This window comes from Cellulomonas phragmiteti (assembly GCF_016862775.1).
Classification (GTDB): Bacteria; Actinomycetota; Actinomycetes; order Actinomycetales; family Cellulomonadaceae; genus Cellulomonas; species Cellulomonas phragmiteti.
The window spans coordinates 133468-158886 of the sequence record NZ_BONP01000005.1; the positions used below are offsets into that span (position 1 = coordinate 133468).

Here is a 25419-nt window from a genome sequence, read left to right on the forward strand (position 1 = left end):
CACGACGACGCGCCAGGTCACAGGTACTGGCCGGTGCTCGTGACGTTCTCGATCGTGCGGGACGCGTCGACGCCCTTCTTGCCCTGGACGATGGTGCGGATGAACACGATCCGCTCGCCCTTCTTGCCGGAGATCCGTGCCCAGTCGTCGGGGTTGGTCGTGTTCGGCAGGTCCTCGTTCTCCTTGAACTCGTCCACGCAGGCGGCCAGCAGGTGGTCGACGCGGATGCCGCGCTGGCCGGTCGCGAGCAGGTCCTTGATGGCCGACTTCTTGGCACGGTCGACGACGTTCTGGATCATGGCGCCGGAGTTGAAGTCCTTGAAGAAGAGGACCTCCTTGTCGCCGCTGGCGTAGGTGACCTCGAGGAAGCGGTTCTCGTCGGCCTCGGAGTACATGCGCTCCACGACACGCGTGATCATGGCCTCGACGGCCGCGGTCGCCGACCCCCCGTGCTCGGCCAGGTCGTCGCCGTGGATCGGCAGGTCCGTGGTCAGGTACTTCGCGAAGATCTCGCGGGCGCCCTCGGCGTCGGGACGCTCGATCTTGATCTTCACGTCCAGGCGGCCAGGCCGCAGGATGGCGGGGTCGATCATGTCCTCACGGTTCGAGGCGCCGATCACGATGACGTTGTCCAGACGCTCGACGCCGTCGATCTCCGAGAGCAGCTGCGGCACGATCGTCGTCTCGACGTCGCTGGACACGCCCGTCCCGCGGGTGCGGAACAGCGACTCCATCTCGTCGAAGAAGACCACGACGGGGTGCCCCTGCGACGCCTTCTCCCGCGCACGGGCGAAGATCAGGCGGATGTGCCGCTCGGTCTCCCCGACGTACTTGTTGAGCAGCTCGGGCCCTTTGACGTTGAGGAAGAACGACCGCGCGTCCGCGGTGTCCTCCCCGCGGGCGGCGGCGGCGGTCGCGGCCAACGAGTGCGCGACGGCTTTCGCGATCAGGGTCTTGCCGCACCCGGGCGGGCCGTACAGCAGCACACCCTTCGGGGGCTTCAGGCCGTGCTCGCGGAACAGCTCGGGGTGGAGGAACGGCAGCTCGACGGCGTCGCGGATCGCCTCGATCTGGGGGCCCAGGCCACCGATGTCCGCGTAGTCGATGTCCGGCACCTCCTCGAGGACGAGCTCCTCGACCTCGGCCCGCGGGATCACCTCGAAGACGAACCCGCTGCGCGGGTCGATCGTCAGCGCGTCGCCGACCCGCACCCGGCCGTCGGCGACCTGGCCGGCGAAGCGCACGACCCGCTCCTCGTCCCCGCGGCCGACGACCAGCGCCCGACCCTCACCGAGGGTCTCCTTGACCGTGACGATCTCGCCGACCTGCTCGTAGCCACCTGCCTCGACGACCGTCAGCGCCTCGTTGAGCATGACCTCCTGGCCGGGGCGCAGGTGGTGGACGTCGAGCGAGGGGCTCGCCCCGACGTGCATCTTGCGGCCCGCGGACACGATGTCCACGGACCCGTCGTCGCGGGCTCCGAGGAACGTCGCGTAGGTGCCCGGCGGCTTGGCCAGGTCGTCGACCTGGCGCTTGAGCTCGAGGATCTGCTCGCGCGCGGCCACGAGCGCCTCGCTGAGCCGTTCGTTCTTGGCGGCGAGGACCGCCAGCTCGCGTTGCAGGTCACGTCCAGGGGCAGCGGGTTCGGTCATGATGATCGGCCTCCGTTCCGCGTCGCGATGCACCCGTCCTGCGGTCCACCGTGCACATCGGCGTGCCAGCTGGTGCGACGACCCTAACGTCAGGTGTCAACACACCGCGCGGGCCGCGCCGGTCGACAGCCGTGCGTCCCGCACCGTGGACGCCACGAGCCCTCGGACCGGTGCCGCGCGCGTCGGGGCTCAGTCCCCGGTGGCGGGGCCCGCGGGGCCGAGGTCCTCGGGCGCGACGTGCAGCTCGCGGCGTGCCCGCCGGATCTTCTTGGCCGAGGTCTCGCGCTCCCCCATCGCCTCGGGCGACCACAGGTCCGGGTCGGTCGCCGGGGCGCCGTCCTCGGCGACGGGGTACGAGCCCTTCGCCGGGCGGCGCTTGCGGTGCGGCGGCTCCACCCCGTCGGCCAGCCGACGCGTGGTGAGCAGGAACCCGGTGTGACCGATCATCCGGTGCTGCGGGCGCACCGCCAGGCCCTCGAGGTGCCAGCCGCGGACCATGGACTCCCACGCCTCGGGCTCGGTGAAGCGGCCGTCGCCGCGCACGTCCTCCGCCAGCCGCGACAGCTGCGTCGTCGTCGCGACGTAGCAGACGAGGACCCCTCCGGGGGTGAGCGCCGTGGCCACGGCGTCGAGGTTCTCCCACGGCGCCAGCATGTCGAGCACGACGCGGTCCACGGAGCCGGGTCCCGCTGCGGACGGCAGCACGTCGGCGAGGTCACCGAGCCGCAGGTCCCACGCGGGGTGCGGCCCGCCGAAGAAGGTCTCGACGTTGCCCCGGGCGATCGCCGCGAAGTCCTCGCGCCGCTCGACCGAGACGAGCCGCCCGCCGTCACCGACGGCACGCAGCAGCGAGAGCGTGAGCCCGCCGGACCCCACACCGGCCTCGACGACCGTCGCGCCGGGGAACACGTCGCCCATCGTCACGATCTGCCCGGCGTCCTTCGGGTAGACGACGGCGGCACCGCGCGGCATCGACAGCACGTGGTCGGCCAGCAGGGGCCGCAGGGCGAGGTACTCGATGCCCGAGGTGTTGCGGACCACCACCCCCTCCGACGCCCCGATCAGCTCGGTGTGCCGCAGGTAGCCGCGGTGCGTGTGGAAGCTCGCGTCCGGGTCCAGCGTGATCGTGTGCAGGCGGCCCCGCGGGTCGGTGAGCTGCACACGCTCACCGACGCGGAAGGTCCCCCGCCGCTGGGCGGCCCCGGTCGGTGCGGTCGCGGCGGCGTCGTCGGTGGTCACGGGCGCCGAGTCTAGGTGCCGCCCGCGTCAGCGGCGCAGCGCCGCGACGACGTCGGCGGTGCGCACCAGCGCCACCACGCGCCCGTCGACGTGCGCGGCGACGACCGGGCCGTGCGCGGAGGCCGCGGACAGCGCGCGCAGCAGCGCGTCGCCCGTCAGGGAGCCGTCGACGTCCGCGCCGACCGGCAGCGGTGTCGAGACGGCGACGACGTTGGTCGTGCCGGCCAGGTGCGCGGGCACGCGTGCGGCCGCCTCGGCGTCCACGTACGCGGCGGCCCGCCCGTCGGGCGCCAGGACGACGACCTCGGCGACCTGCGCGCCGGCGGCGGTGGCCTGCGCCTGCGCGAGCGACGCGTGCGCGCCGACGACGACGGCCGGCCGGCCCACCGTCTGCAGCGTCAGGGCGTCCACGGCGCGTCCCGCACGCCCGGCGCGCACGGCCGCCGACGCGCCCGACCACAGGAACGCCCCGATGAGCGCCGCCCAGGCGACGGTGACGAGCGACGGCGTGGTGCCGGCCAGCCACGGACGCACGAGGACGACGAGCACCACCCCGACTGCGACGACGCGCCCCGTCCAGCCGGCGACCACGCTGCCGCGGTGGCGGTCCCGGGTCACCGCCCACACGGCGGCCTCGAGGATGCGGCCGCCGTCCAGCGGCAGGCCGGGCACCAGGTTGAACACCCCGACGAACCCGTTGGCGACGGCACCGGCCCACAGCACCGTCTGCAGCAGGGTGCCGGCCGGCACCGCGTGGTCGGCCACGAGCAGGAACCCCCCGGCGAGCAGAAGGTTCGCGACGGGGCCGACCACGGCGACCAGCGCGCTCGTCCCGGGGGTGGCCGCCGCGCCGCCGAACGTGGTGTGCCCGCCCCACAGCGTGAGGACGAACGCGTGCGGCTGCTGCCCCCGCGCCTTGGCCACCAGCCCGTGCGCGAGCTCGTGGACCAGCACCGAGGCGAACAGCAGGACGACGAACACGAGCGCCACGACATAGGGCAGCGCGCCGCCGCCGCCGGTCCACGTCTGCACGCTGGGGGCGAAGACCAGGGTGAGCACGACGGCGGCGAGCAGCCAGCTCGGGGCCAGGACGACGGGTGCTCCGGCGACGTGCCCGAGCACCCAGCCGGACGGACGCTCGGGTCGCGGTGCGCTCACGCTCGCCAGCCTACGGTCGTCCGCGCCGGAGCCCGCGTCCGCGCCGTCCGGGCCCGCGCGTCGGCACGTCCTGTCGGTGCCCGCACCTACGCTCGTCGCGTGAGCGTCGACATCGAGCAGCAGGACGGTCCCGGCGGCGGGCCGGGAGCCGTCGAGGACGCGACCCCCGAACCCCGGGTGCCCGGGCTGTCGCCGTCGCGCGCCAACGACTTCCTGCAGTGCCCGCTGCTGTTCCGCTTCCGCGTCGTCGACCGGCTCCCCGAGCCCGCGTCGCCGGCCGCCGCACGCGGGACCCTGGTCCACGCGGTCCTCGAGCGGCTGTTCGACCTGCCCGCCGCGCAGCGCACGCTCGCGGCCGCGCACGCCGCGCTGCCCGTGCGCTGGGCGGAGCTGCTCGAGCAGGAGCCCCGCTACGCCGACCTGCACACGACCGAGGAGGAGCGCTCGGAGTTCCTCGCCGGGGCGCAGCGGCTGCTGGCGACGTGGTTCACGCTCGAGGACCCGACGCGGCTGGAGCCCCGCGCCCGCGAGCTGCAGGTCCGCCACGACCTCGAGGGCGGGCCGCGGCTGCGCGGCGTGGTCGACCGGGTCGACGTGGCGCCCAACGGCTGGGTGCGGGTCGTGGACTACAAGACCGGCCGCTCCCCGCGCGCGGGCTTCGAGAGCTCGGCCCTCTTCCAGATGCGGTTCTACGCGTACGTCGTGTGGCGCACGCGCGGCGTGCTGCCCAAGCGGCTGCAGCTCGCGTACCTCGGTGACGGCGTCGTGGTCAGCCACGAGCCGACCGAGGCGGAGATGCACACGCTCGAGGCGCGCGTGCGCTCGATCTGGGCGGGCATCGAGGACACGGCCCGCTCGGGCGACTGGCGCCCGCGCCCCTCACGGCTGTGCGACTGGTGCGCGTTCCGTGACCGCTGCCCGTCCTTCGGCGGGACGCCGCCGCAGGTCCCCGAGGGTGCCGTGGAGCGGGCCATCGGCGTCACGCCGACCGTCGGCTGATCCTGCCGCTGCGGGCCGCAGCGAGGTGCGTCAGGCCGCGTCGCGCAGGTCGAGCGTCTCGCCGGCGGCGACCCGGGCGATCGTCGCGACGTCGAACGGCACGAGGGACGACGTGCGCGACACCCCGGCGGGCGGGTCCAGGACCACGTGGGAGTCCACCGCGACGACCCGGGCACCGCTCGCCACGGCCGACGCCAGCCCGGAGCGGGAGTCCTCGAACGCCACGCACGCGCTGATGTCGACGCCCAGCAGCCCGGCCGCCGCGAGGTACGGCTCGGGGTCCGGCTTCGACCGGGTCACGACGTCGCCGGTGACCACGACGTCGAACAGGCCGACGGCGTCCGCGAACGGCGCCGCGACGACCGCGAACGACGACGTCACCAGTGCCTGCGGCACGCCCGCGGCGTGCAGCGCCCGCAACGCCTCGTACGCGCCCGGCTGCCACGGGATCCCCGCGGCGACGGCCGCGCGCACGGACGAGTTGAGCGCGTCGGCGATCTGCGTGACCGACAGCGGCACGCCGCGCGCCTGGAGCTGCGCCGCGGCGACGTCCATCGAGCTGCCGATCATCGCGACCGCGTCCTCGTGCGTCCACACCCCGCCGTGGGCCTCGACCAGCTCGACCTCGGCTGCCATCCAGTACGGCTCCGTGTCGATCAGGGTGCCGTCCATGTCCCACAGCACGGCCGCCGGGAGCACCCGTCCGGTGGCCTCGTGCTGGTCGTCGCGGGCGGCGTCGGCGTGGTCGGCGAGGGTGCTCAGGGCGGACTCCAGGTGCGTGCGGCGGTCGGGTGGGCGGCCGGACGAGCGTACCCGCGCGGGCGCGCAGGTACCCGGCGTCCGGCCCGGACGGCACTCGCGCCCTAGTGTGGGACCGTGACCGAGCACGCAGCCCCCGACCTGCCGGCCCGTGAGACCGTCATGCTCGCGGCGTTCGAGGGGTGGAACGACGCGGGCAGCGCGGCGACGACGGCCCTGGAGCACCTGCACGACGTGTGGGGCGCGGAGCAGGTCGACGAGCTGGACCCCGAGGACTACCACGACTTCCAGGTGAACCGCCCCGTGGTGGGCCTGGGACCGGACGGCACCCGCGAGATCACGTGGCCCACGACCGCGGTGGCCCTGGCGACGACGCCCCGGTCCGGGCGGCAGGTCGTGCTCGTGCACGGCATCGAGCCCTCGATGCGGTGGCGGCGGTACTGCGGCGAGCTGCTCGACATCGCGGCCGGCCTCGGCGTGCGGACCATCGTGACGGTGGGCGCGCTGCTGGCCGACGTGCCGCACACGCGGCCGATCCCCGTCAACGCGACCAGCGAGGACGCGCACGTGCGCGAGCTCATGGGTCTGGAGCCCAACACGTACGAGGGTCCGACGGGCATCGTCGGGGTGCTCCAGCACGAGGCCGCCGCGCGCGGGATGCAGGCGCTGTCGCTGTGGGCGGCGGTCCCGCACTACGTCGCCGCGCCCCCGTCCCCCAAGGCGACCCTGGCGATCCTGCACCGGATCGAGGCGCTGCTCGGCGAGCCCGTGCCGCTGGCGGAGCTGCCCGAGGACGCGACCGCGTGGCAGCACGGTGTCGACGAGCTCGCCGGTGAGGACTCCGAGATCGGCGAGTACGTGCGCCAGCTCGAGGAGGCGAAGGACACCGCCGAGCTGCCCGAGGCCAGCGGCGAGGCCATCGCCCAGGAGTTCGAGCGGTACCTGCGCCGCCGCGACAAGGGCACCGGCGGCTGATCCGCCCGCCCGCTGCTCACCGGCGCGACGTCGTCACATCCGGACACCCAGGAGCGCGTCGACGGTGCGGGCGACGACCCCGGGCGCACCCTCGTGGAACGGCACCTCGCCGGCGAGCGCGGTCGCGGCCCACGCGTCGACGACCGCGAGCGCGCGGGGCGTGTCCAGGTCGTCGGCCACCGCCGCGCGGACCGCGGCCAGGACGGGCGCGGCGTCGGGGCCGCCGTTGCCGGACAGCGCGCGCCGCCAGGTGACGACCCGCTGCTGCGCGGCGGCCAGCCCGGCGTCGGTCCACTCCCAGTCGTCCCGGTAGCGGTGGGCCAGGACCGCGAGGCGGACGGCCATCGGCTCGACGCCCTCGGCGAGCAGCGTCGACACGAGCACGAGGTTGCCGAGCGACTTGCTCATCTTGTGGCCCTGGTACCCGACCATCCCGGTGTGCACGTGGGTGCGGGGGGCCTGTCCGCCCGTCAGGAGCCGCAGGTGCGACGCGCTGCACTCGTGGTGCGGGAACGCGAGGTCGGATCCGCCGCCCTGGACGTCGATCGGCACGCCGAGCCCGTCGGCCGCGATGGCGGTGCACTCGATGTGCCACCCGGGGCGACCTCGTCCCAGGCCGGGGGCGTCCCAGGCCGGCTCGCCCGCGCGCTCGGCCCGCCACAGCAGCGGGTCGAGCGGGGACCGCTTGCCCGGTCGGTCGGGGTCGCCGCCGCGCTCGGCGCTCAGCGTGAGCATCGTGGCGTCGTCCAGGCGCGCGACGCTCCCGAACGCCGGGTCCGCGGACAGGTCGGCGTACACGTCGTCGCCGCCGTCGGGGGTCGGCAGCCGGTACGCGACGCCCTGCTGGAGCATCTGCTGGACGGCGGCGGCGACCTGCGGGACGGACTCCACGACGCCGCGGTACACGTCGGGCGGGACGACGCCGAGGGCCGTCATGTCCGCGGCGTACAGCGCGGTCTGCTGGGCGGCGAGCTCGCGCCAGTCGACCCCGGTGGCGGTGGCCCGCTCGAGCAGCGGGTCGTCCACGTCGGTGACGTTGGAGGCGTAGGTCACGCGCTGACCGGCGTCGCGCCACGCGCGCACGAGCACGTCGAACGCGACGTACGTCGCGGCGTGACCGAGGTGGGTCGCGTCGTACGGGGTGATGCCGCACACGTAGAGGCGGGCGTGCGGGCCGGGCGCGGCCACGACGAGGGCGCCCGTGGAGGTGTCCAGCACCCGGACCGGGTCACCGGTCCCCGGCAGCCGAGGGATCTGGGGCGCGGGCCAGGTGAGCACGTCCGGAAGCCTAACCGGCGCCGTCGCGGTCAGGTGCCCGCGGGGATGCTGATCGGCTCGAGCACGCCGGTGAGCAGGAGCAGGACGACGACCAGGGCCAGGCCGATGCGGTAGTAGACGAAGGGGGTGTAGCTGAAGGTCGAGACGATCTTGAGGAACGCGATGATCACGACGTACCCGATCGCGAACGCCACGACGGTCGCGATGAGCGTCGCACCGAACCCGGGCGTGCCGGCCTGGCCGAAGGACCCGAGGTTCTTGGCGAGCTGGAACAGCCCGGAGCCGAAGACGGCCGGGATCGCCAGCAGGAACGAGTAGCGGGCGGCGGCCTCACGGCTGTAGCCCATGAGGAGACCGCCGGTGATGGTGCCGCCCGAGCGTGACACGCCGGGCACGAGCGCGAGCGCCTGCCAGAACCCGAACGCGAGGGCGTGCCGCGGGGTCAGCTCCTCGAGGCGGCGCGTGCGGGCACCCCTGCGGTCGGCCCAGCCGAGCACGAGCGCGAAGCCGGCGAGGGTCAGGGCGACGAGCCACAGGTTGCGGAAGGGGCGCTCGATGGCGTCCTGGAACGCCAGCCCGAGCACGACGATCGGCACGGAGCCGAGCGCGATGAACCACGCCATGAGCGCGTCACGGTCCGACGGCTGCCCGGCGGGCATGCCCGCCCGCGCCCGCCAGTCCGTGCCGTAGGCGCCCCGGACCGCGGCCCACCAGGCCAGCACGATGCGCTTGATGTCGCGGCGGAAGTAGAGGAGCACCGCGGTCTCGGTCCCCAGCTGCGTGATGGCCGTGAAGGCCGCCCCGGGGTCGCCCGAGCCCACGAGCTCCCCGACGATGCGCAGGTGCGCGCTCGACGACACGGGGAGGAACTCCGTGAGCCCCTGGACCAGCCCGAGGAAGATCGCCTCACCTGTACCGATGCCCGTTGCCACGAGGCGCAACGATAGCGGTGCCGCGTCGGGCACGACCGCACGGCCCGTCGTGGCCCGGTCGTGCGGTGGTCGCGGCTAGGGTGACGCCCCATGGAGCACCGCCGTCTGGGCCGCACGGGTCTGCGCGTCTCGTCGCTCGGTCTGGGCACCATGACGTGGAGCCGGGACACCGACGACCACGAGGCCGCCGACCAGCTGCGTGACTTCGTCGAGGCCGGTGGCACGCTGGTCGACACGTCGGCCGCGTACGCCGACGGTGGTGCCGAGGCGCTGCTGGGCAGCATGCTCGGCGACGTCGTGGACCGCGAGGACGTCGTGGTGTGCACCAAGGCCGGGGTGCGTCGCACGCCCGGCGGGGGTGTCGTCGACGCGTCGCGCGGGGCGCTGCTCGACAGCCTCGACGGGTCGTTGCGCCGGCTGCGCACCGACCACGTCGACCTGTGGCTCGCGACGCCCGACCCGCGCACCCCGCTGGAGGAGACGGTCACGGCGCTGCGGCACGCGGTGCGGGCGGGCAAGGCCCGCTACGTCGGCCTGTCGAACCACGCCGGGTGGCAGGTCGCGCGCGCGGCCACGCTGCTGGAGCCCGATCCCGGTCTCGCCGCGGTCGAGGCGGAGTACTCGCTCCTGCAGCGCGGCGTCGAGCGTGAGGTGCTGCCCGCGTGCACGTCGCTGGGCGCCGGGCTGCTCGCGTGGTCGCCGCTGGGTCGCGGCGTGCTGACGGGCAAGTACCGCCGCACGATCCCCTCGGACTCGCGGGCGGCGTCGGCCCACCTGGCCGGGTTCGTGCAGCCGTACCTCACGGCCGACGCCGCGGGCGTGGTCGACGCGGTCGTCACCGCCGCCGCGGGCCTGGACCGCACGCCGCTGGAGGTGGCGCTCGCCTGGGTGACCTCCCGGCCGGGCGTGGCGAGCGCCGTGGTCGGTGCCCGCACCGCGGCGCAGCTGCGCGGCGCCCTGGCGGTCGAGGACCTCCGCCTGCCGCCGGAGATCGTCGTGGTGCTGGACGAGATCACCGCGCCGCAGGCCGGGTACCCCGAGCGCTGAGCCTCCGGGGCGGGCCGTCCGGCGCCCGCGCGACGGTCGCGCCGTCAGGCGTCGTCGTCCTCGATCTCGCCCTCGTCGTCCTCGTCGTCGAGGTCGTCCTCGTCGAGGTCCTCGTCGTCCTCGTCGTCGTCCTCCTCCGCGAGGTAGAACGGCGTGGCCTCGCCGTGGGCGGTGCCGAGGGCGTCGTCGTAGACCTCGAAGGCGTCCGCGAGCACGTCGTACGCGTCGTCCACGGCGGGGTCGTCGTCGTCGTCCTTCGAGACGACGGCGGCGTAGTGCGCCTCGAGGGCGGCCACCAGACGGTCGAGGGCGGCGCGCGGGTCCACGGTCATGCGATGAACCGTAGCGCCGCGCGGGGCACAATGGCACCGCAGCGGCGCCGACGGGCGCTCCTGGCGCGACGTCGGGACCCGGACCGACGGGACGAGGTGGGCGATGGCGGACGGCACGGTGCGTGAGCGACGCAGCGAGTGGGACTCGAACGGCGGGCAGTGGGAGTACCGGATGCTGCGCATCCCGCCCACGACGTCGGGCGGTGACGCCCGCCGCATGCTGACCGACGAGGCGGAGTACGGGCGCTGGGAGCTCGCGCGGCTGCGGCTGTACGCCGGCGGCGAGCGCCGCGTGTGGCTGCGACGCAAGATCATCCGCGTCAGGTCCACCCTCGCCGACACCGTGGGCTGACGGGGCCCGCCGCTGGTCAGCAGGTGGTCAGCAGCCGGTCCAGCACGCGGGTCCCGAAGCGCAGCGCGTCGACGGGCACGCGCTCGTCGACGCCGTGGAACATGCCGGCGAAGTCCAGGTCGGCGGGCAGCCGCAGCGGGGCGAACCCGTACCCCGTGATGCCCAGCCGCGACAGCGACTTGTTGTCGGTGCCGCCGGAGAGCATGTAGGGCAGGACGTGGGCCCCGGGGTCCTCCGCGACGACCGCGGCGACCATGGCGTCGACGAGGGCGCCGGCGAACGGCACCTCCAGGCCCGTGTCCCGCACGAGGTCCTCGACGCGCACGTGCGGTCCGACGAGCTCGGCGACCGTCGCGTCGAACTCGGCCGACGCGCCGGGCAGGAACCGCCCGTCGACGGCGGCGGTCGCCACACCGGGGATGACGTTCTCCTTGTACCCGGCCGCGAGCCGGGTCGGGTTGGTCGAGTGCCGCAGGGTCGCCCCGACGAACCGGGACGCCGGTCCGAGCGCGTCGACCAGGGCGTCGACGGTGCCGGGGTCCTCGGGGTCGAACGGCAGGCCCGTGAGGTCCGCGACGCCGGTGAGCAGCGCGTGCACCGTCGGCGTGAGCTGCAGGGGCCACGCGTGCGCCCCGACGCGGGCGACCGCGGCGGCCAGGTGCGTCACGGCGTTGTCGGTGCTGACCTGGCTGCCGTGCCCCGCGCGACCCTCGGCCACGAGCCGCAGCCACGCCAGGCCCTTCTCGGCCGTCTGGAGCAGGTAGACCCGCTGCCCGGCGACGTCGACCGAGAACCCGCCGACCTCGCTGATCGCCTCGGTCGCGCCCGCGAACAGCTCGGGTCGGTGCTCGACGGCCCAGTGCGCACCGAGCCGCCCGCCGGCCTCCTCGTCGGCGAACATGGCCAGCACGACGTCACGGGCGGGGCGGCGGCCCTCGCGGACCATCTGCCGCACGACCGCGAGCACCATCGCGTCCATGTCCTTCATGTCGACGGCACCGCGGCCCCAGACCAGGCCGTCGCGCAGCTCGGCGGCGAACGGGTCGACGGACCAGTCGGGTGCGTGCGCGGGCACGACGTCGAGGTGCCCGTGCACGACGAGGGCCGGGCGCGCGGGGTCCTCGCCCTCCAGGCGGACGACGACGTTGGCCCGGCCCGGTGCGCTCTCGAACAGCTCGGGCTCCAGGCCGACGTCCTGCAGGAGGCCGACGACGTACTCGGCCGCCTGGCGCTCCCCCGGTCCCGTGCCGTCGCCGGGGTTGGTCGTGTCGATGCGGATGAGGTCGCGGCACAGGTCGACGACCTCGTCCTGCGCCGTGACCGGCGCCGCCGTCACCGGGCGGCCCGGAGCAGGCCCCGGCGTGCCAGCAGCGGCTCGATGCGCGGGTCGCGGCCGCGCAGGTCGCGGAACGCCTGCAGCGGGTCGATGGAGCCGCCGCGTCCGAGCAGCCGGGCGCGGAACGCGTCACCGTTCTCGCGGCGCAGGCCCCCGTTCTCGGCGAACCACTCGACGGTGTCGGCGTCGAGCACCTCGGACCAGATGTACGCGTAGTAGCCGGCCGAGTAGCCGGAGCCGAAGATGTGGTTGAAGTACGTCGTGCGGTACCGCGGCGGGACGGTGCGCAGGTCGACGCCGGCGTCGCGCAGCGCGCGGGCCTCGAACGCCTCGACCTCCTCGACGTCCGTCGGGACGTCCTGCGGCGCCAGCCGGTACCAGGCCTGGTCGAGCAGCGCGGCGGCGAGGTACTCCGTGGTGGCGAACCCCTCACCGTCCTGCCGGGCCGCGAGCAGGGTCTCGACCCAGGCGGTCGGCATGGGCTCACCGGTCTCGTGGTGCACCGCGAAGGACCGCAGCACCTCGGGGTGCCACGCCCACATCTCGTTGACCTGCGAGGGGAACTCGACGAAGTCGCGCGGCACGCTCGTGCCGGACTGCGACGGGTACCGCACGGCCGACAGCAGCCCGTGCAGCGCGTGCCCGAACTCGTGGAACAGGGTGATGACCTCGTCCCAGGTCAGCAGCGTCGGCTGGCCGGCAGGCGGGCGGGGCACGTTGAGGTTGTTGACGACGACGGGCGCCTCGCCCAGCAGCGTCGACTGGTCCACCAGCGAGTTCATCCACGCGCCCCCGCGCTTGGCGGGCCGGGTCCACCAGTCGCCGAGGAACAGCCCGATCCCCGTGCCGTCGGCGTCGAACACCTCGAAGACGCGGACGTCGGGGTGGTAGCCCACGAGGTCGTGCCGCTCGGCGAACGTCAGGCCGTAGAGCAGGTGCGCGGCGTGGAACACGCCGTCCGCGAGCACCCGCTCGAGCTCGAGGTACGGCCGCAGCTGCGCCTCGTCCAGGGCCCGTCGCTCCTGGCGCACGCGACCGGCGTAGAAGGACCAGTCCCACGGCTCGAGCGACGCCCCGGGGTGGTCGGCCTGCAGCGCACGCTCCAGGTCGGCGGCCTCCTCGCGGGCGTTCGCGACGGCTGCCGGCGCCAGGCGCGCGAGCATCGCCTCGACGGCCTGCGCCGACCCGGCGGTGGCGTCGGCCGCGACGTACGCGGCGTGGTGCTCGAAGCCGAGCAGCCGCGCCCGCTCCGCGCGCAGCCGCACGAGGTCCAGGAGCGTGCGCCGGGTGTCGTGCTCGCCGCCCGCGCCACGCGTCAGCGAAGCGGTCAGGACCCGCTCGCGCAGGCCGCGGTCCCGCAGCAGCGACAGCACCGACTGCTGGGTGGGCAGCTGCAGCTCGATCAGCCACGCCCCCTCGTGACCCCGGGCGGTCGCGGCCTGCGCCGCGGCGGCGCGGGCGTCGTCCGGGAGCCCGTCGAGCTCGGCCTCGTCGGTGACCAGCACCGCGGCCGCGTTGGCGCCGGCCAGCAGGAGGCGACCGAAGGCCGCGTCGAGCGAGGTGATCTCGGTGTTGATCGCCCGCAGCCGCTCCTGGTCGGCGTCGGACAGGCCCACGCCGGCGCGCGCGAAGCGGGTGCGCGTGCGGTGCAGGAGCCAGGCGGTGTCGGGAGCGAGCTCGGTGCCGTCGGCCTCGAGCCGTGCCGCCAGCGCCTCGACCCGCGCGTGCAGCCGGCCGTCGAGCCAGATCGCGTCGGAGTGCGCCGCCAGCAGCGGGGCGACGGCCTCCTCGACGGCCTGCAGGCCCGGCGTGGACTCCGCCCCCGACTGCACGTAGAAGGCGGAGGCCACCCGGTGCAGGAGGCGGCCGGAGCGCTCCAGCGCCTCGAGCGTGTTCTCGACCGTCGGCTCGGCCGGGTCGCTCGCGATCGCGTCGACCTCCGCGCGCTGCTCCGCCATCCCGGCCCGTAGCGCAGGCAGGTAGTGCTCCTCGCGCAGCTCCCGGAAGTCGGGCAGCCCGTAGGGCAGGTCGGACGCACGGGCGAACGGGTGGGCAGCGTCGAGCGGCAGCGCCTCGGAGGTCATGGGACCCATCGTCACAGACTCCGGCGTCAGCCGCGGACCGCGGCGCCCGAGCCGGTCAGGGCGTCGTGCACGGGCGTCCACGCGTAGCCGTGCGCCTCGCCGACGCCGGCGTTCAGCAGCCGCCCCGCATGCGTCGTCACGCCGCCCGCGAGCGCCGGGTCGGCTGCCGCCGCGGCACGCCAGCCCCGGCCCGCGAGCGCCGCGAGGTACGGCAGCGTCACGTTGGTCAGGGCCCTCGTCGAGGTGACCGGGACGGCGCCGGGCATGTTGGCGACGCAGTACATCACCGACCCGTGGACGAGGAACGTCGGGTCGTCGTGCGTGGTGGCGCGCGTTGCCTCGAAGCACCCTCCCTGGTCGACCGCCACGTCGACCAGCACCGAACCCGGCCGCATCCGCGCGACGAGCTCGTTGCTCACCAGGCGCGGGGCACGGGCCCCCGGCAGCAGGACGGCGCCGATCACGAGGTCCGCGTCGAGCAGCTCGCGCTCGATCGCCCAGGTCGACGACGCGAGGGTGCGCACGCGACCGCCGAAGAGCTCGTCGAGCTCGCGCAGCCGCGGGACGGACAGGTCCAGCACCGTGACGTCGGCGCGCATGCCCACGGCGATCTGCGCCGCGTGCGTGCCGACGACTCCGCCGCCCAGGACGACGACCTTGGCGCCGTCGACGCCCGGGACGCCGCCGAGGAGCACGCCGCGGCCACCTTCGTTGCGCATGAGGTGGTAGGCGCCGACCTGCGTCGCGAGGCGGCCGGCGACCTCGCTCATCGGGGCGAGCAGGGGCAGGGACCCGTCGGGCAGCTGCACGGTCTCGTAGGCGATGGCGGTGGTGCCGGCGGCCAGCAGCGCGTCCGTGGCCGCGCGGTCGGCGGCCAGGTGCAGGTAGGTGAACAGCGTGAGGTCGTCCCGCAGGTAGCCGTACTCGCCGGCGACGGGCTCCTTGACCTTGCACACGAGCTCGGCGGACCAGGCGTCGGCGGCGGTGGGGACCACGACCGCGCCGGCGGCCCGGTAGTCGTCGTCGTCGATCGCGGACCCCGCACCCGCGTCCGTCTCGACGAGCACCTCGTGCCCTGCGGCGACGAGGTGCTGCACCCCGGCCGGGGTGAGGGCGACGCGGTACTCGCGGTTCTTGGTCTCGCGCGGGATGCCGACCTGCATGGCGGGAGCTCCTTGTCCGGGACGGGAGGGGGCGGGCCGCGAGCGCGGTCCTGCCCCTCGAGTGTGAAGTTCGTGTGTTGCGGCCGCATGACGACGGGATGCTGTTCGGTATCGTCGCCACATGTCAGTGGATCGTTCGCCCGACACGGGGTCGTCGCGCAGTGGCAGCCGAACCGCGTTCGGCGCTCTGGACGACCTCGACCGCAGGTTGCTGCGCGAGCTGGAGCGCGACGGGCGGATCTCGAACAAGGACCTCGCCGCGCGGGTCGGGGTGGCGCCCTCGACGTGCCACACCCGCGTGGCGGCGCTGCGCGCGAGCGGCGTGCTGCGGGGCTTCCACGCCGTCGTCGACCCCGAGGCCGTCGGGAGGGGCCTGCAGGCGATCATCGCGGTCCGGCTGCAGGCCGGGGCCCGACGCCAGCTGGGCGCCTTCGCACGTGCGCTCGCTGCTCGCCCGGAGGTGCGCGACGTGTACCTGCTGGGCGGCTCGGACGACGTCCTGGTCCACGTCGCGGTGCACGACTCGCGTGCCCTGCGGGCGTTCGTCGTGGAGCACCTGAGCACCCGTCACGAGGTCGCGCACACGCAGACCAGCCTGGTCTTCGAGCACCTGCACGTGCCGACGACGGCCGGGTGAGCCGGATGCGGGTCGCCGTCCACCGCAAGGCGCGCGCCGGGGCGCCGCCGGGGTTCTTCGCCTGCGAGGCCGCGGGCCTGCGCTGGCTCGCGGCGGCCGGCGGCGCGCCGGTCGTCGAGGTGCTCGCGGTGGGTGCCGACCACCTGGACCTCGTCCGCCTGACCGCGGTGCGTCCCGAGCGGGCCGCCGCGCGAGCGTTCGGTGCGGCGCTGGCGCGCACGCACGACGCAGGTGCGCCGGCGTTCGGCGCGCTCCCGCCCGGGTGGCAGGGCGACGGGTGGTTCGGGCCGCTCGACGACCCGCTGCCCCTGGACCGCGGCGACCACGCCGCGTGGGGTGCCTTCCTGGCCGAGTGCCGGATCGCGCCCGTCGCCCGCCGGCTGCGCGTCGCAGGGCTGACGACCCCCGCCGACGAGGCTGCGCTCGGGCGCCTCGCCTCCCAGCTGCACGACGGGCGCTGGGACGACGACGACCGCCCCGCACGGCTGCACGGCGACCTGTGGCAGGGCAACGTCGTGTGGACGCCCGGCGGGGCGACGCTGATCGACCCCGCCGCGCACGGCGGTCACCGGGAGACCGACCTCGCGATGCTCGCGCTGTTCGGGCTGCCGCACCTGGACGACGTGCTCGACGCCTACCAGGAGCAGCACCCCCTGCACGAGGGCTGGCGCGACCGGGTCGGTCTGCACCAGCTGTACCCCGTCGCGGTGCACGCGCTGCTGTTCGGCGGTGGCTACGTCGCGCACCTGCGCCGGCTGCTGCACTGCCTCGTGTCGACCTGACCGCCTCGTCGCGGGGGTGCGCGGTGGTCGTGTGTGGGTGTCGTGAGGGCTGCGACCGCGCCCGGTCGGCAGCCAGGTCCACGGGTTAACCTCACGCAGCCCTCCAGGTCGCGTCCGGTGCTGCCGACAACTCAGGGGCACCACCGTCGCCGAGGGAGGTCGAGCGATCACCACGCCCATCGTGCTCGTGCACGGCACACGGACGTCGTCCGCGATCTGGCACGCGCAGGTCGCCGCGCTGCGCCACGGCGGCCACCCGACGTTCCCCATCGACCTGCCCGGCCACGGCGCGCGCAGCGACGAGCGGTTCACCCTCGAGGGTGCGCTCGCAGCGATCGACGACGCCGTGGCCGCGTGCCCCGCACCGCCGCTGCTGGTGGGCCTGTCGCTCGGTGGGTACGTCTCGCTCGCGTACGCGAGCCGGAACGAGGAGAGGCTGGCCGGTGTCGTGCTCGCCGGTTGCTCGACCGAGATCAAGGGCAAGCCGCTGCACCTGTACCGGCGGGCCTCGACCCGCGTGACGCGGTGGCTCGGCCTCGGGCAGGGGACCTGGCACGTGGTGGCCGACATGCTGCACGCGCTCGCCGGGTACTCCCCACTGCGCGACCTGCGGCGCCTCCTGCTGCCCGTGTGGGTGGTCAACGGGCAGCGCGACCCGCTGCGCCTCGACGAGCGGCGCTACCTGCGCGCGCTGCCGGGCGCACGCCTGACCGTCGTGCCACGGGCGGGGCACGACGTGAACTCGCACGCGCCCGCCGCGTTCAACCGCGTCCTGCTCGACGCGCTGAACGAGCTCGCCGTGCGCACCCCCGTGCACGGCGCCCGCCTCGTGCACGTCTGACGTCGCGCGCGTCCGACCCGGTGCACCCCTGACCCGGTGCACCCCTGACCCGGTGCACGCCTGACCCGGTGCACGCCTGACGCGGCGCCGCCGTGCGACCGGCGGGGCCCGGGCCGGGCGCTCAGTCCGACGTGGCCCGCAGGAACGTGCGCAGCACCGAGGCGAACGCCTCCGGCTGCTCGGAGTGCACCCAGTGCCCGGCGCCCTTGAGCGTGACGAGCGTCGTGCGCGGGAACAGCCGACGCATCTGCGGGTCGTGCTCGGGTCGCACGTAGTCGGACCGGGAGCCCGCGACCCACAGCACCGGGTGGTCGAACGTCGCGCCCTCCACGTCGGGGAACCCGCCGATGACCGGGAGGTCGCGGCGCAGCAGGTCGAGGTTGGCCTGCCACCGGAAGCCGCCGCCGTCGGCGCGCAGGTTCTGCAGGAGGAACCCGCGGACCCGCGCGTCGGGGATCCTGTCGGCGAGCTGCTGGTCGGCGTCCCCCCGGCGCATCACGGCCGTGAGGTCGAGGCCCGCGAGGCTGTCGAGGAGGTGGGCGAACTCGCCCACGTTGCCGCCCGCCGCCGGCGCGATGTCCGCGACGACCAGGCGGTCGACGAGGTCCGGGTGACGCAGCGCGAGGAGCATGGCGACCTTGCCGCCCATCGAGTGCCCGACCACGTGGGTGGGCCGGTCGGCGGCGAACCCGGCCCGCAGGTGCGCCGCGACGGCGTCGGCGGTCGCCGCGTAGTCGAAAGCGTCCGTCCAGGCCGACCGCCCGTGGTCGGGCAGGTCGACCAGCAGGGACCGGTGCTCGGGAGCCAGCGCCTTGGCGATCTGCGTGAAGTTGCGTCCCTGCCCGAACAGGCCGTGCAGGAAGACGACCGGGTCACCGGTGTCCCCCACGGTCGTGCTGCTGACGGTGCCCGGCGCGCTGCTGCTCACGGTCACCGAGCCTAGGCGGTGGGGCGCGGCGCCCGCCCACGTCGCGTCGTCACGTGACGTGCGGCCGACGGCAGATCCGCCCTCGGCAGCACCGCCGCCGGGACGGTCCGACGCCGCCGCAGGGTGGTGCCATGAGCACACGCACACCGTCTCCCCCCTTCGACGACGAGCTGCTTTCACGGCTCGCGCACGAGCGCATCGTCGTGCTGAGCACGGCGCTCGACGAGCACACCGGTCACCGCCTGGCGGCCCAGCTGGTGCTGCTCTCCGCAGAGGACCCGCGCACCGACATCACGCTGTGGATCAGCTCCCCCGGCGGCTCGGTGCCGGCGATGCTCGCGATCCACGACGTCATGCGCCTGATCCCCAACGACGTGCGGACCCTGGCCGTGGGCATGGCCGCGAGCGCGGGGCAGTTCCTGCTGTCCGCGGGCACGCCGGGCAAGCGGTTCGCGCTGCCGCACGCGCGCGTGCTGCTGCACCAGGGGTCCGCGGGCATCGGCGGCACCGCGGTGGACGTGGAGCTGCAGGCCGACGACCTGCGCCACACGCGGGACACGGTGCTGGGCCTGGTCGCGCAGCACACGGGGCAGAGCGTGGATCGCGTGCGGGAGGACTCGTTGCGGGACCGCTGGTTCACGGCCGGCGAGGCCCTGGACTACGGGTTCGTCGACGCGGTCGTCAGCGACCTGGACGAGGTGCGGCCGGTGCCTGCCCGGCACAGCGTGGTCGGCATCGGGGTGCCGGCGGTGGACGCGTGAGCGGGTACCTGGTGCCGCACGTCGTGGAACGACGCGGCAACGTGGAGCGGTCGGTCGACGTGTTCAGCCGCCTGCTGTCCGAGCGGATCGTGTACCTCGGCACGCAGATCGACGACGGCGTCGCGAACGTCCTGGTCGCGCAGCTGCTGCACCTCGAGGCGGAGAACCCCGAGCGGCCGATCCAGCTCTACGTGAACTCCCCCGGCGGCTCGACGTCGGCGATGCTCGCGGTCTACGACGCGATGCAGTACGTGCGGCCCGACGTCGAGACGACGTGCGTGGGCCAGGCGGCGTCCGACGCGGCCGTGCTGCTCGCGGGTGGCGCCGCGGGCCGCCGGTCGATCCTCGCGCACGGTCGCGTCGTGCTGCACCAGCCCACGACGCGCGGCCAGGGCACCATCCCGGACCTGATCCTGGCGGCCGACGAGGTCGTGCGCGTGCGCGCGCAGCTCGAGGAGGTGCTCGCTCGGCACACGGGCAGGGACACCGCGACGCTGCGGCACGACACGGACCGCGACCTGGTCCTGACGGCGCAGCAGGCGGTGGACTACGGCATCGCCGACCACGTCGTGACGGCGCGGCCCCGGTGAGGCGTCCGGCGCCCGGTCCTCACGCCGCGAGGAGCGTGACCGTCGGTCCGGAGCTCGAAGGGCGCCCGGCCGTGGAGCGCGGGGCGAGGGCCGCGACGGTCCGGACGGGACGTGCGAGCGGCGCCGCGGGGGCGTCCAGGGCGTCGGCGATCCCTCGGGCGAGGTCCACGAGCGTCAGCCCGAGCGCGTCGGTGATCGCCGCGAGCACCTCGGACGAGGGTTCCTTGCGTCCGCGCTCGACCTCCGAGAGGTACTGCGGGGACAGGCGGGCGCGGGCGGCGACGTCCACGAGGCGCAGACCGCCCTCCTCGCGGGCGGTGCGCAGCAGCGCCCCGATGGTGCGCCGCCACGCGGACGGCCGACGGGTCCGGACCAGCGGGACGACCTGGTGCTCCATGGGCCGACGGTAACGACGGGAGCGCCGCACCGGGGGCCGATCCGCTGACGGCAGAACGGAGCCCACGCTGGGTGGCGCCGCGGGTGCTCACAGGTCGTGCTCCGCCAGCTCGCGGAACTCGTCGGGCACGGTCCGCACGCGCGGCATCGCGGTCGGCAGGTACCCGACCGCGCCGCTGCCGAAGCGGGCCCGCACGGCGTCGACGGAGCGGTCGACGGCCCAGCGGGCCGCACCGGGCGCCGAGCCGGGCCGGCGCGGGTCGGCCGTGAGCAGCGGCAGCTCGAGCTGCAGCGCCGACTGCTGGACGAGGCCCGAGACGGACACCGCGAGCAGGGTGATCTCGGGCTCCGCGACGGGTTGCTCACGGACGGCCTGCCAGACGAGCTGCTCGGCCACCTCGGTGAGGGTGAGCGTGGTCGCCACGGGTCCGGGCAGCGTCAGGGAGCGCGTGACCGAGCGCATCCCGGGGAACCGCACGCGCACCGTGACGGTCCGCGCCGCACGGTCCTTGGCACGCAGCCGGCCGGCGACGCGGTCCGCGAGCTGGCTGAGCACCTCGCGCACGAGCTCACGGGTGACCGGCTGCCGCCCGAGGGCGGACTGCGCCCCGACGGAGCGCGCCCGGCCCGCACCGGAGACCCGCCGGGGGTCGTCGTTGTGCGCCAGGGCCGACATGCGCGCCCCGACCGCGCGACCGAGCACCTGCTCCACGGCGTCCGTCGGCGTGCGTGCCAGCTCACCGATCGTCGTGATCCCGCGCTCCGCCAGCCGCGCCTCGGCGACCGGACCGACGCCCCACATCAGACCGACGGGCAGCGGGTCCAGGAACGCGCGCTCGCGCTCGGGCTCCACGACCACCACCCCGTCGGGCTTGGCGACCTGCGACGCGATCTTGGCGAGGTGCTTGGTGCGCGCGACGCCGACGGAGAGCGGCAGGCCGATCTCCTCCCGCACGCGCCGACGCAGCAGCGCCGCGATCTGCGCCGGCGACCCGAACAGGTGGGTCGATCCCGCGACGTCGAGGAACGCCTCGTCGATCGAGATGCGCTCGACCGCCGGGGTGACGTCCCCCAGGACGTCCATCACCCGATCGGCCAACGGCTGGTACTCGCGGAACCGCCCCGGGACGAAGTGCAGGGACGGGCAGAGCCTGGCGGCTCGCCAGCCCGGCATCCCCCCGGCCACCCCGTAGGCCTTCGCCTCGTACGACGCTGCCAGCACCACGCCGCCACGCGCGCTGCCGCCGACCGCGATCGGACGCCCCCGCAGGCGCGGGTCGAGCAGCTGCTCGACCGACGCGTAGAACGCGTCCAGGTCGGCGTGCAGGATCGTCGCGCCGGGCATGCAGCCCAGGCTAGTCGAACAGGTGTTCGATCGTCGAGACCCGGCGCGGCGCCGGCGAGGCGACGACCGCGGGTACCGCGCTCGACGGTCGGTGCGGGCAACGGCACGGCGGGCCGCCCTCGAGACCCGCCGCGCCGCACCCGGGCTCCGTGGCCGTCAGGCGGCCTCGCACGAGACGGTCGCGCCCGACCCGTTGCCGGTCCCCTGGAAGCCGAAGCTCGTGCTCTGACCCGCAGCGAGCCGCCCGTTCCAGGGCGCGTTGGCGACCGTGACCGACCCGCCCGTCCCGCTCACCGTCCCGTTCCAGACGTGCGCGACACCCGCGCCCGCCGGCAGCGTCACCCGGACCGCCCACCCGCCGGTGGCGGCACCGGCGCGGACCGTGACGTCGGCGACGAAGCCCTCGCCCCACTGGCTGGTGACCTGGTAGGACGCGGTGCACGCCGACGTACCCGGCGTGGGCGTCGGTGTCAGGCTGGGCGTGGGCGTCGGCGTCGGGCTGGGCGTGGGCGTCGGCGTCGGGCTGGGCGTCGGCGTCGGAGTCGGAGTCGGGGTCGGGGTCGGGGTCGGGGTGGGCGTCGGGGTCGGCTCCGCGAGCGTCAGGTTCTTCTGCTGCACCGTCCAGGCCGTCCCGCACAGGCCGCAGCTCGGGCCCACGAACGCGCGCCCGGCCTGCGTGTCCCCCTTGAGCTGCCACCGGAACCACAGCTGTGCCGCGCGGCCGAACTCGCCGCCGTTGGGCTCGTGGTAGGTGCCGCCGTGGCCGACGTTGAGGTTGCCCATGAACGCCGGCAGCCCCGCGGGCAGCTTGCCCCAGTCGTCCATGGCGTTCGGGTACGCGATGTCGCTCGGTCCGCCGATGAAGTAGCCGATCGGGTGGTCGAGGCGGCGCAGCATGTAGTCGTCGGCGTCGTTCAGCAGCCCGCTGCTGAAGATGCCCGTCGTCGCGACGCGCGGGTCCCCGGACACGGCGTACGCCTCCAGGCCCCCGCACGAGAACCCGGCGGCACCCATCCGGGTGGTGTCGAGCCGGTTGAACAGGGCGCTCTGCGACCGCGAGTTCTCGGCGACCGCCCAGTCCATCGCCTGCGTGAGCCACGCGGAGGTCGAGCTGCCGCTGCCGCCCGGGCGCCCGTTGGAGATCACGAGGAAGCCGTGCGAGGCGATCTCCTTGAGAAAGTTCTGTGCCGATGTGCCGTCGGCGGAGCAGGCCCCGTTGCTCCAGACGACGACGGGCATCCGCCCGGCCGGCAGGTTCACGGGCCGGTACACCGTGTGGTTGGGCAGGGCGCCGGTCGTGGAGTAGTCGGCGGGGTTCGGCCCGGTGCCGCCGGGCGCCGCGGCTGCCGGCGTCAGGACGGCCGCCGCGACCAGCGCACCGGCGGACAGCACCGCGGCGAGCGCGGCGCGCCCGATCGTTCGTCGTCCCACAGGGGTACCTCCGAGAGTGGGGCCCGCCGCAGCGGGCAGGTTCGCATGTGCACTCACCGTCGCTGCAGTCACGACAAATGTCGAGCGATCGGGCACGGCTCGGCGACGACGAAACGTTTCCGCCCGCGGGCGGACGTCAGCGACGCCCGCCCAGCGGCCCCCGGTGGGGGTCGTCCGCGGCCACGTAGTGCGTCACCCACGTCGCCGCCTCGGGCCACGACGGCGTCATCAGCTGCACCAGCCGGTCCTGGGCGAGCGGCCCCAGAGCGGTGTGCACCTCGAGGAACGTCGCGCGCGCGGCCTGCCGCGGCCAGGTCGACGGCAGCAGGTGCGCCGGCAGGTCCGGGTCGGTCAGCGCGAAGCGACGCCACCCGTCCATGAGCGTCGCGCGCGCGACCAGGGCCCGTGCGGGACCCACCGTCCCCGCGCGCACCTGCGCCCGGAGCCCGGCGTGCTCCTGCGTGAACGCCCGGTAGGCCGCCGCGACCCCCGCGAGGTCGTACGCGGCGGCCGGACCGCCCGGGCCGCTCTCGTCCTCGAACCGCGTCTCCATGACGGACCACCGCGCACCCGGGACGTCGTCGAGCAGGTCGCGCATCGCGTCACGCACCGGCGACGGGTCGGTGCCCGGACTGATCCACACGCTGTCGTACAGGCGGGCGAACCCGAGCGCACCCAGGGCCTTGCGGACCGCGTGACGCTGCGACTGGCGCGGCTCGGGCAGCGAGAACGCGACCATGAGCCAGCGCCCGGTCGCCTGCCGCGGCTCGGCCCCGAACGCCAGGAAGTGGTGCATCGTCGACCGGTGCCGAGCGATCGTCGGGGGCGTCACGTGGTAGCGCGGGGTCCGGCCCTGCTCGGCCACCGCGACCAGTCCGCGCCTGATCAGGCGCGACAACGCGGCACGGGCGCTCGCCGGGCTGATCCCGAACTCGCCCAGCACCGCGACCACGGCGGCCGAGGGGAACGCGGCGTCGGACGAGTCGAGGTACTCCCCGAGCACCGTGGTCAGCAGGTGCTGCGGGTTCGGACCCGCCTGCATCCGCGGCGCGTCGGGTGCTGCCACCTCCGCGCGCGCCTCCACGTCGCCAACCTACTGCCGCCGCCCGCGGCACGGAGCCCCGGGCGGCGCGCACCGCAGCTATCGGTCGACGACCTGCGCCTCGTCGTCGGCGGGCTCCGCCTCGTCGTCCGCCACCTCGTCCTCGTCCTCCTCCATCGGCGGGTCCAGCGTGCGCAGCCGCGCGAAGACGGCCCAGGCGACGGCCACCAACGGCACCGAGATGACGGCACCGAGGATGCCGGCGGTCAGGGTGCCGGCGGTGACCGCGAGCGCGACGACCACCGGGTGCAGCGACACCTGCTTGCCCATGATCAGCGGCTGCAGGATGTGCCCCTCCAGCTGGCCGATCAGGGCGATGCCCACGCCGACGGCGACCGCGGACCACAGCCCGTTGGCGGCGAGCGCGACGATCATCGCCACGACCATGGCGGCCGGCGCCCCGATCAGGGGGATGAACGCGCCGATGAGCACGAGCACCGCCAGCGGCGCCGCGAGCGGGACCTGCAGGACCGACAGCAGGAGGAACGCGAGCACGCCGTCGACGATGGCGATGATGACGGTGCCCCGCGTGTACCCGGAGAACGTGTACCAGCCGGCGGTCCCGGCGACCATCCACGTGGAGCGGGTGCGGGCGGGCAGCTGGTTGAGGAACCAGGTCCACAGCTGCGCGCCGCGGGCGAGGAAGAAGACGGTGCAGAACACGGCCAGCGCCACGGCGGTGAAGCCGATCGCCACGGAGCCGGCGCTCGCTGCGGCCTGGCCGGCGAGGTCGCCCGCGTGCTCCTGGACCCAGGCCAGCCCGTTGTCGATCCACTCGGCGATCTGCTCGCTGGTGATGGTGAACGGCAGCGACCCCGACTCCAGGAAGTCGGTGATCTGGCGGATACCGTCGGCGAACTGCCGGCTCAGGTCGTTCCACTGCGTGGCGATCGAGTACCCGACGTACGTGAGCATGCCGAGGAAGAACAGGATGCCCCCGAGCAGCGACAGCGCGGTGGCCAGCCCGCGGGGCATGACCTTGGCCATCAGCTCGACGAGCGGGCGCAGCACCGCCGTGAAGACCAGCGCCAGGAAGACGGCGACGAACACCAGCATCACCCGGGACGTCGCGTAGAAGACCACGACGACCGCCGCGAGCACCACGAGCAGCCGCCACGACACCCCGGCGGACCGTCGCAGCCACCGTGGCGCCACGTCGTCCCGGCCGGCCACGGCCGGGTTGCGCCGGCCCCCGGCGACACGTCGTGCGGCAGTGCCGGCGGACCCCGGGGTCGACCGGGTCTCGGACACGTCGACCATGCGCTGACCTCCACCCGCGGGGAACCGTCACGTGCAGTCT

General features: G+C 74.8%; 25 protein-coding genes. 9 read left to right on the forward strand and 16 right to left on the reverse strand.

The window, feature by feature from the left end:
* Positions 1–17: 17 nt before the first annotated feature.
* The 3 genes from arc to Cph01nite_RS06305 all read right to left on the reverse strand — a co-directional run bounded on the left by arc (position 18) and on the right by Cph01nite_RS06305 (position 4049).
* Positions 18–1652: a proteasome ATPase gene (arc, locus tag Cph01nite_RS06295; protein ID WP_203672377.1), complete on the reverse strand. Its 1635-nt coding sequence runs from the start codon at positions 1650–1652 to the stop codon at positions 18–20.
* Positions 1653–1841: 189 nt separating this feature from the next.
* Positions 1842–2891 carry a tRNA (adenine-N1)-methyltransferase gene (locus tag Cph01nite_RS06300; protein WP_203672379.1) on the reverse strand — a complete coding sequence of 350 codons (1050 nt, stop codon included), beginning with the start codon at positions 2889–2891 and terminating at the stop codon, positions 1842–1844.
* Between the two features lie 27 nt (positions 2892–2918).
* Positions 2919–4049, reverse strand: a complete 1131-nt coding sequence (locus Cph01nite_RS06305) for a site-2 protease family protein (protein WP_203672381.1) — start codon at positions 4047–4049, stop codon at positions 2919–2921.
* Between the two features lie 99 nt (positions 4050–4148).
* On the opposite strand from Cph01nite_RS06305, the gene Cph01nite_RS06310 reads away from it, so the two are divergent.
* A complete protein-coding gene (locus Cph01nite_RS06310; RefSeq protein WP_373307544.1) occupies positions 4149–5048 on the forward strand; it encodes a RecB family exonuclease in 900 nt (299 codons plus the stop codon).
* A 30-nt stretch (positions 5049–5078) separates the two neighbouring features.
* Here Cph01nite_RS06310 and Cph01nite_RS06315 read toward each other — a convergent pair whose 3' ends face one another.
* Positions 5079–5720: an HAD family hydrolase gene (locus Cph01nite_RS06315; RefSeq protein ID WP_203672383.1), complete on the reverse strand. Its 642-nt coding sequence runs from the start codon at positions 5718–5720 to the stop codon at positions 5079–5081.
* Between the two features lie 204 nt (positions 5721–5924).
* Between Cph01nite_RS06315 and Cph01nite_RS06320 the strand changes: the two genes are divergently transcribed.
* Positions 5925–6782 carry a PAC2 family protein gene (locus Cph01nite_RS06320; protein ID WP_203672385.1) on the forward strand — a complete coding sequence of 286 codons (858 nt, stop codon included), beginning with the start codon at positions 5925–5927 and terminating at the stop codon, positions 6780–6782.
* A gap of 33 nt (positions 6783–6815) precedes the next feature.
* Here Cph01nite_RS06320 and mshC read toward each other — a convergent pair whose 3' ends face one another.
* Positions 6816–8060 (reverse strand): cysteine--1-D-myo-inosityl 2-amino-2-deoxy-alpha-D-glucopyranoside ligase, encoded by a 1245-nt coding sequence (gene mshC, locus Cph01nite_RS06325; protein WP_203672387.1) that lies wholly within the window; start codon positions 8058–8060, stop codon positions 6816–6818.
* A gap of 29 nt (positions 8061–8089) precedes the next feature.
* Complete coding sequence (locus Cph01nite_RS06330; protein WP_373307545.1) at positions 8090–8992, reverse strand: undecaprenyl-diphosphate phosphatase; 903 nt, start codon at positions 8990–8992, stop codon at positions 8090–8092.
* Positions 8993–9082: 90 nt separating this feature from the next.
* Here Cph01nite_RS06330 and Cph01nite_RS06335 point away from each other — a divergent pair, with 90 nt between their 5' ends.
* Positions 9083–10039 carry an aldo/keto reductase gene (locus Cph01nite_RS06335; RefSeq protein WP_203672389.1) on the forward strand — a complete coding sequence of 319 codons (957 nt, stop codon included), beginning with the start codon at positions 9083–9085 and terminating at the stop codon, positions 10037–10039.
* 44 nt (positions 10040–10083) lie between these two features.
* Here Cph01nite_RS06335 and Cph01nite_RS06340 read toward each other — a convergent pair whose 3' ends face one another.
* Positions 10084–10371, reverse strand: a complete 288-nt coding sequence (locus Cph01nite_RS06340) for a primosomal protein (RefSeq protein ID WP_203672391.1) — start codon at positions 10369–10371, stop codon at positions 10084–10086.
* Between the two features lie 103 nt (positions 10372–10474).
* Here Cph01nite_RS06340 and Cph01nite_RS06345 point away from each other — a divergent pair, with 103 nt between their 5' ends.
* Entirely contained in the window at positions 10475–10723 is a 249-nt protein-coding gene (locus Cph01nite_RS06345; RefSeq protein WP_203672393.1) for a DUF5703 family protein, read from the forward strand.
* A gap of 16 nt (positions 10724–10739) precedes the next feature.
* Here Cph01nite_RS06345 and Cph01nite_RS06350 read toward each other — a convergent pair whose 3' ends face one another.
* The 3 genes from Cph01nite_RS06350 to ald are packed head-to-tail and all read right to left on the reverse strand — an operon-like array spanning position 10740 to position 15306.
* Positions 10740–12059 (reverse strand): M20/M25/M40 family metallo-hydrolase, encoded by a 1320-nt coding sequence (locus Cph01nite_RS06350; protein ID WP_203672395.1) that lies wholly within the window; start codon positions 12057–12059, stop codon positions 10740–10742.
* Entirely contained in the window at positions 12056–14143 is a 2088-nt protein-coding gene (locus Cph01nite_RS06355; RefSeq protein ID WP_203672396.1) for a M3 family metallopeptidase, read from the reverse strand. Before Cph01nite_RS06355 ends, Cph01nite_RS06350 begins: the two co-directional genes overlap by 4 nt.
* 26 nt (positions 14144–14169) lie before the next feature.
* The gene (ald, locus tag Cph01nite_RS06360) at positions 14170–15306 is read right to left on the reverse strand and encodes an alanine dehydrogenase (RefSeq protein ID WP_203672397.1); all 1137 of its coding nucleotides are present in this window, start codon (positions 15304–15306) and stop codon (positions 14170–14172) included.
* A gap of 121 nt (positions 15307–15427) precedes the next feature.
* Here ald and Cph01nite_RS06365 point away from each other — a divergent pair, with 121 nt between their 5' ends.
* The 3 genes from Cph01nite_RS06365 (at position 15428) to Cph01nite_RS06375 (ending at position 17566) form a co-directional block, all read left to right on the forward strand.
* Positions 15428–15943, forward strand: coding sequence for an Lrp/AsnC family transcriptional regulator (locus Cph01nite_RS06365; RefSeq protein ID WP_203672398.1), 516 nt, complete (start codon positions 15428–15430; stop codon positions 15941–15943).
* A gap of 5 nt (positions 15944–15948) precedes the next feature.
* Entirely contained in the window at positions 15949–16725 is a 777-nt protein-coding gene (locus Cph01nite_RS06370) for a fructosamine kinase family protein (protein ID WP_203672399.1), read from the forward strand.
* Positions 16726–16912: 187 nt separating this feature from the next.
* Entirely contained in the window at positions 16913–17566 is a 654-nt protein-coding gene (locus tag Cph01nite_RS06375; protein ID WP_239069075.1) for an alpha/beta fold hydrolase, read from the forward strand.
* A 121-nt stretch (positions 17567–17687) separates the two neighbouring features.
* On the opposite strand, the gene Cph01nite_RS06380 is transcribed toward Cph01nite_RS06375, so the two are convergent.
* Positions 17688–18494 (reverse strand): alpha/beta fold hydrolase, encoded by an 807-nt coding sequence (locus tag Cph01nite_RS06380; RefSeq protein ID WP_203672402.1) that lies wholly within the window; start codon positions 18492–18494, stop codon positions 17688–17690.
* A gap of 131 nt (positions 18495–18625) precedes the next feature.
* Between Cph01nite_RS06380 and Cph01nite_RS06385 the strand changes: the two genes are divergently transcribed.
* On the forward strand, positions 18626–19255 hold the full coding sequence (locus Cph01nite_RS06385; protein WP_203672403.1) for a ClpP family protease: 630 nt from the start codon (positions 18626–18628) through the stop codon (positions 19253–19255).
* Positions 19252–19845 (forward strand): ClpP family protease, encoded by a 594-nt coding sequence (locus Cph01nite_RS06390; RefSeq protein ID WP_203672406.1) that lies wholly within the window; start codon positions 19252–19254, stop codon positions 19843–19845. Before Cph01nite_RS06385 ends, Cph01nite_RS06390 begins: the two co-directional genes overlap by 4 nt.
* A gap of 19 nt (positions 19846–19864) precedes the next feature.
* Here Cph01nite_RS06390 and Cph01nite_RS06395 read toward each other — a convergent pair whose 3' ends face one another.
* From Cph01nite_RS06395 to Cph01nite_RS06415, 5 genes are all read right to left on the reverse strand, one after another.
* Positions 19865–20242 carry a helix-turn-helix domain-containing protein gene (locus tag Cph01nite_RS06395; RefSeq protein WP_203672407.1) on the reverse strand — a complete coding sequence of 126 codons (378 nt, stop codon included), beginning with the start codon at positions 20240–20242 and terminating at the stop codon, positions 19865–19867.
* Between the two features lie 87 nt (positions 20243–20329).
* Positions 20330–21586: a DNA polymerase IV gene (dinB, locus tag Cph01nite_RS06400; protein ID WP_203672413.1), complete on the reverse strand. Its 1257-nt coding sequence runs from the start codon at positions 21584–21586 to the stop codon at positions 20330–20332.
* Positions 21587–21742: 156 nt separating this feature from the next.
* A complete protein-coding gene (locus Cph01nite_RS06405; RefSeq protein WP_239069076.1) occupies positions 21743–23017 on the reverse strand; it encodes a cellulose binding domain-containing protein in 1275 nt (424 codons plus the stop codon).
* Between the two features lie 136 nt (positions 23018–23153).
* Complete coding sequence (locus tag Cph01nite_RS06410) at positions 23154–24101, reverse strand: PaaX family transcriptional regulator (RefSeq protein ID WP_239069077.1); 948 nt, start codon at positions 24099–24101, stop codon at positions 23154–23156.
* A gap of 57 nt (positions 24102–24158) precedes the next feature.
* Complete coding sequence (locus Cph01nite_RS06415; protein WP_203672415.1) at positions 24159–25379, reverse strand: AI-2E family transporter; 1221 nt, start codon at positions 25377–25379, stop codon at positions 24159–24161.
* Positions 25380–25419 lie beyond the last annotated feature (40 nt).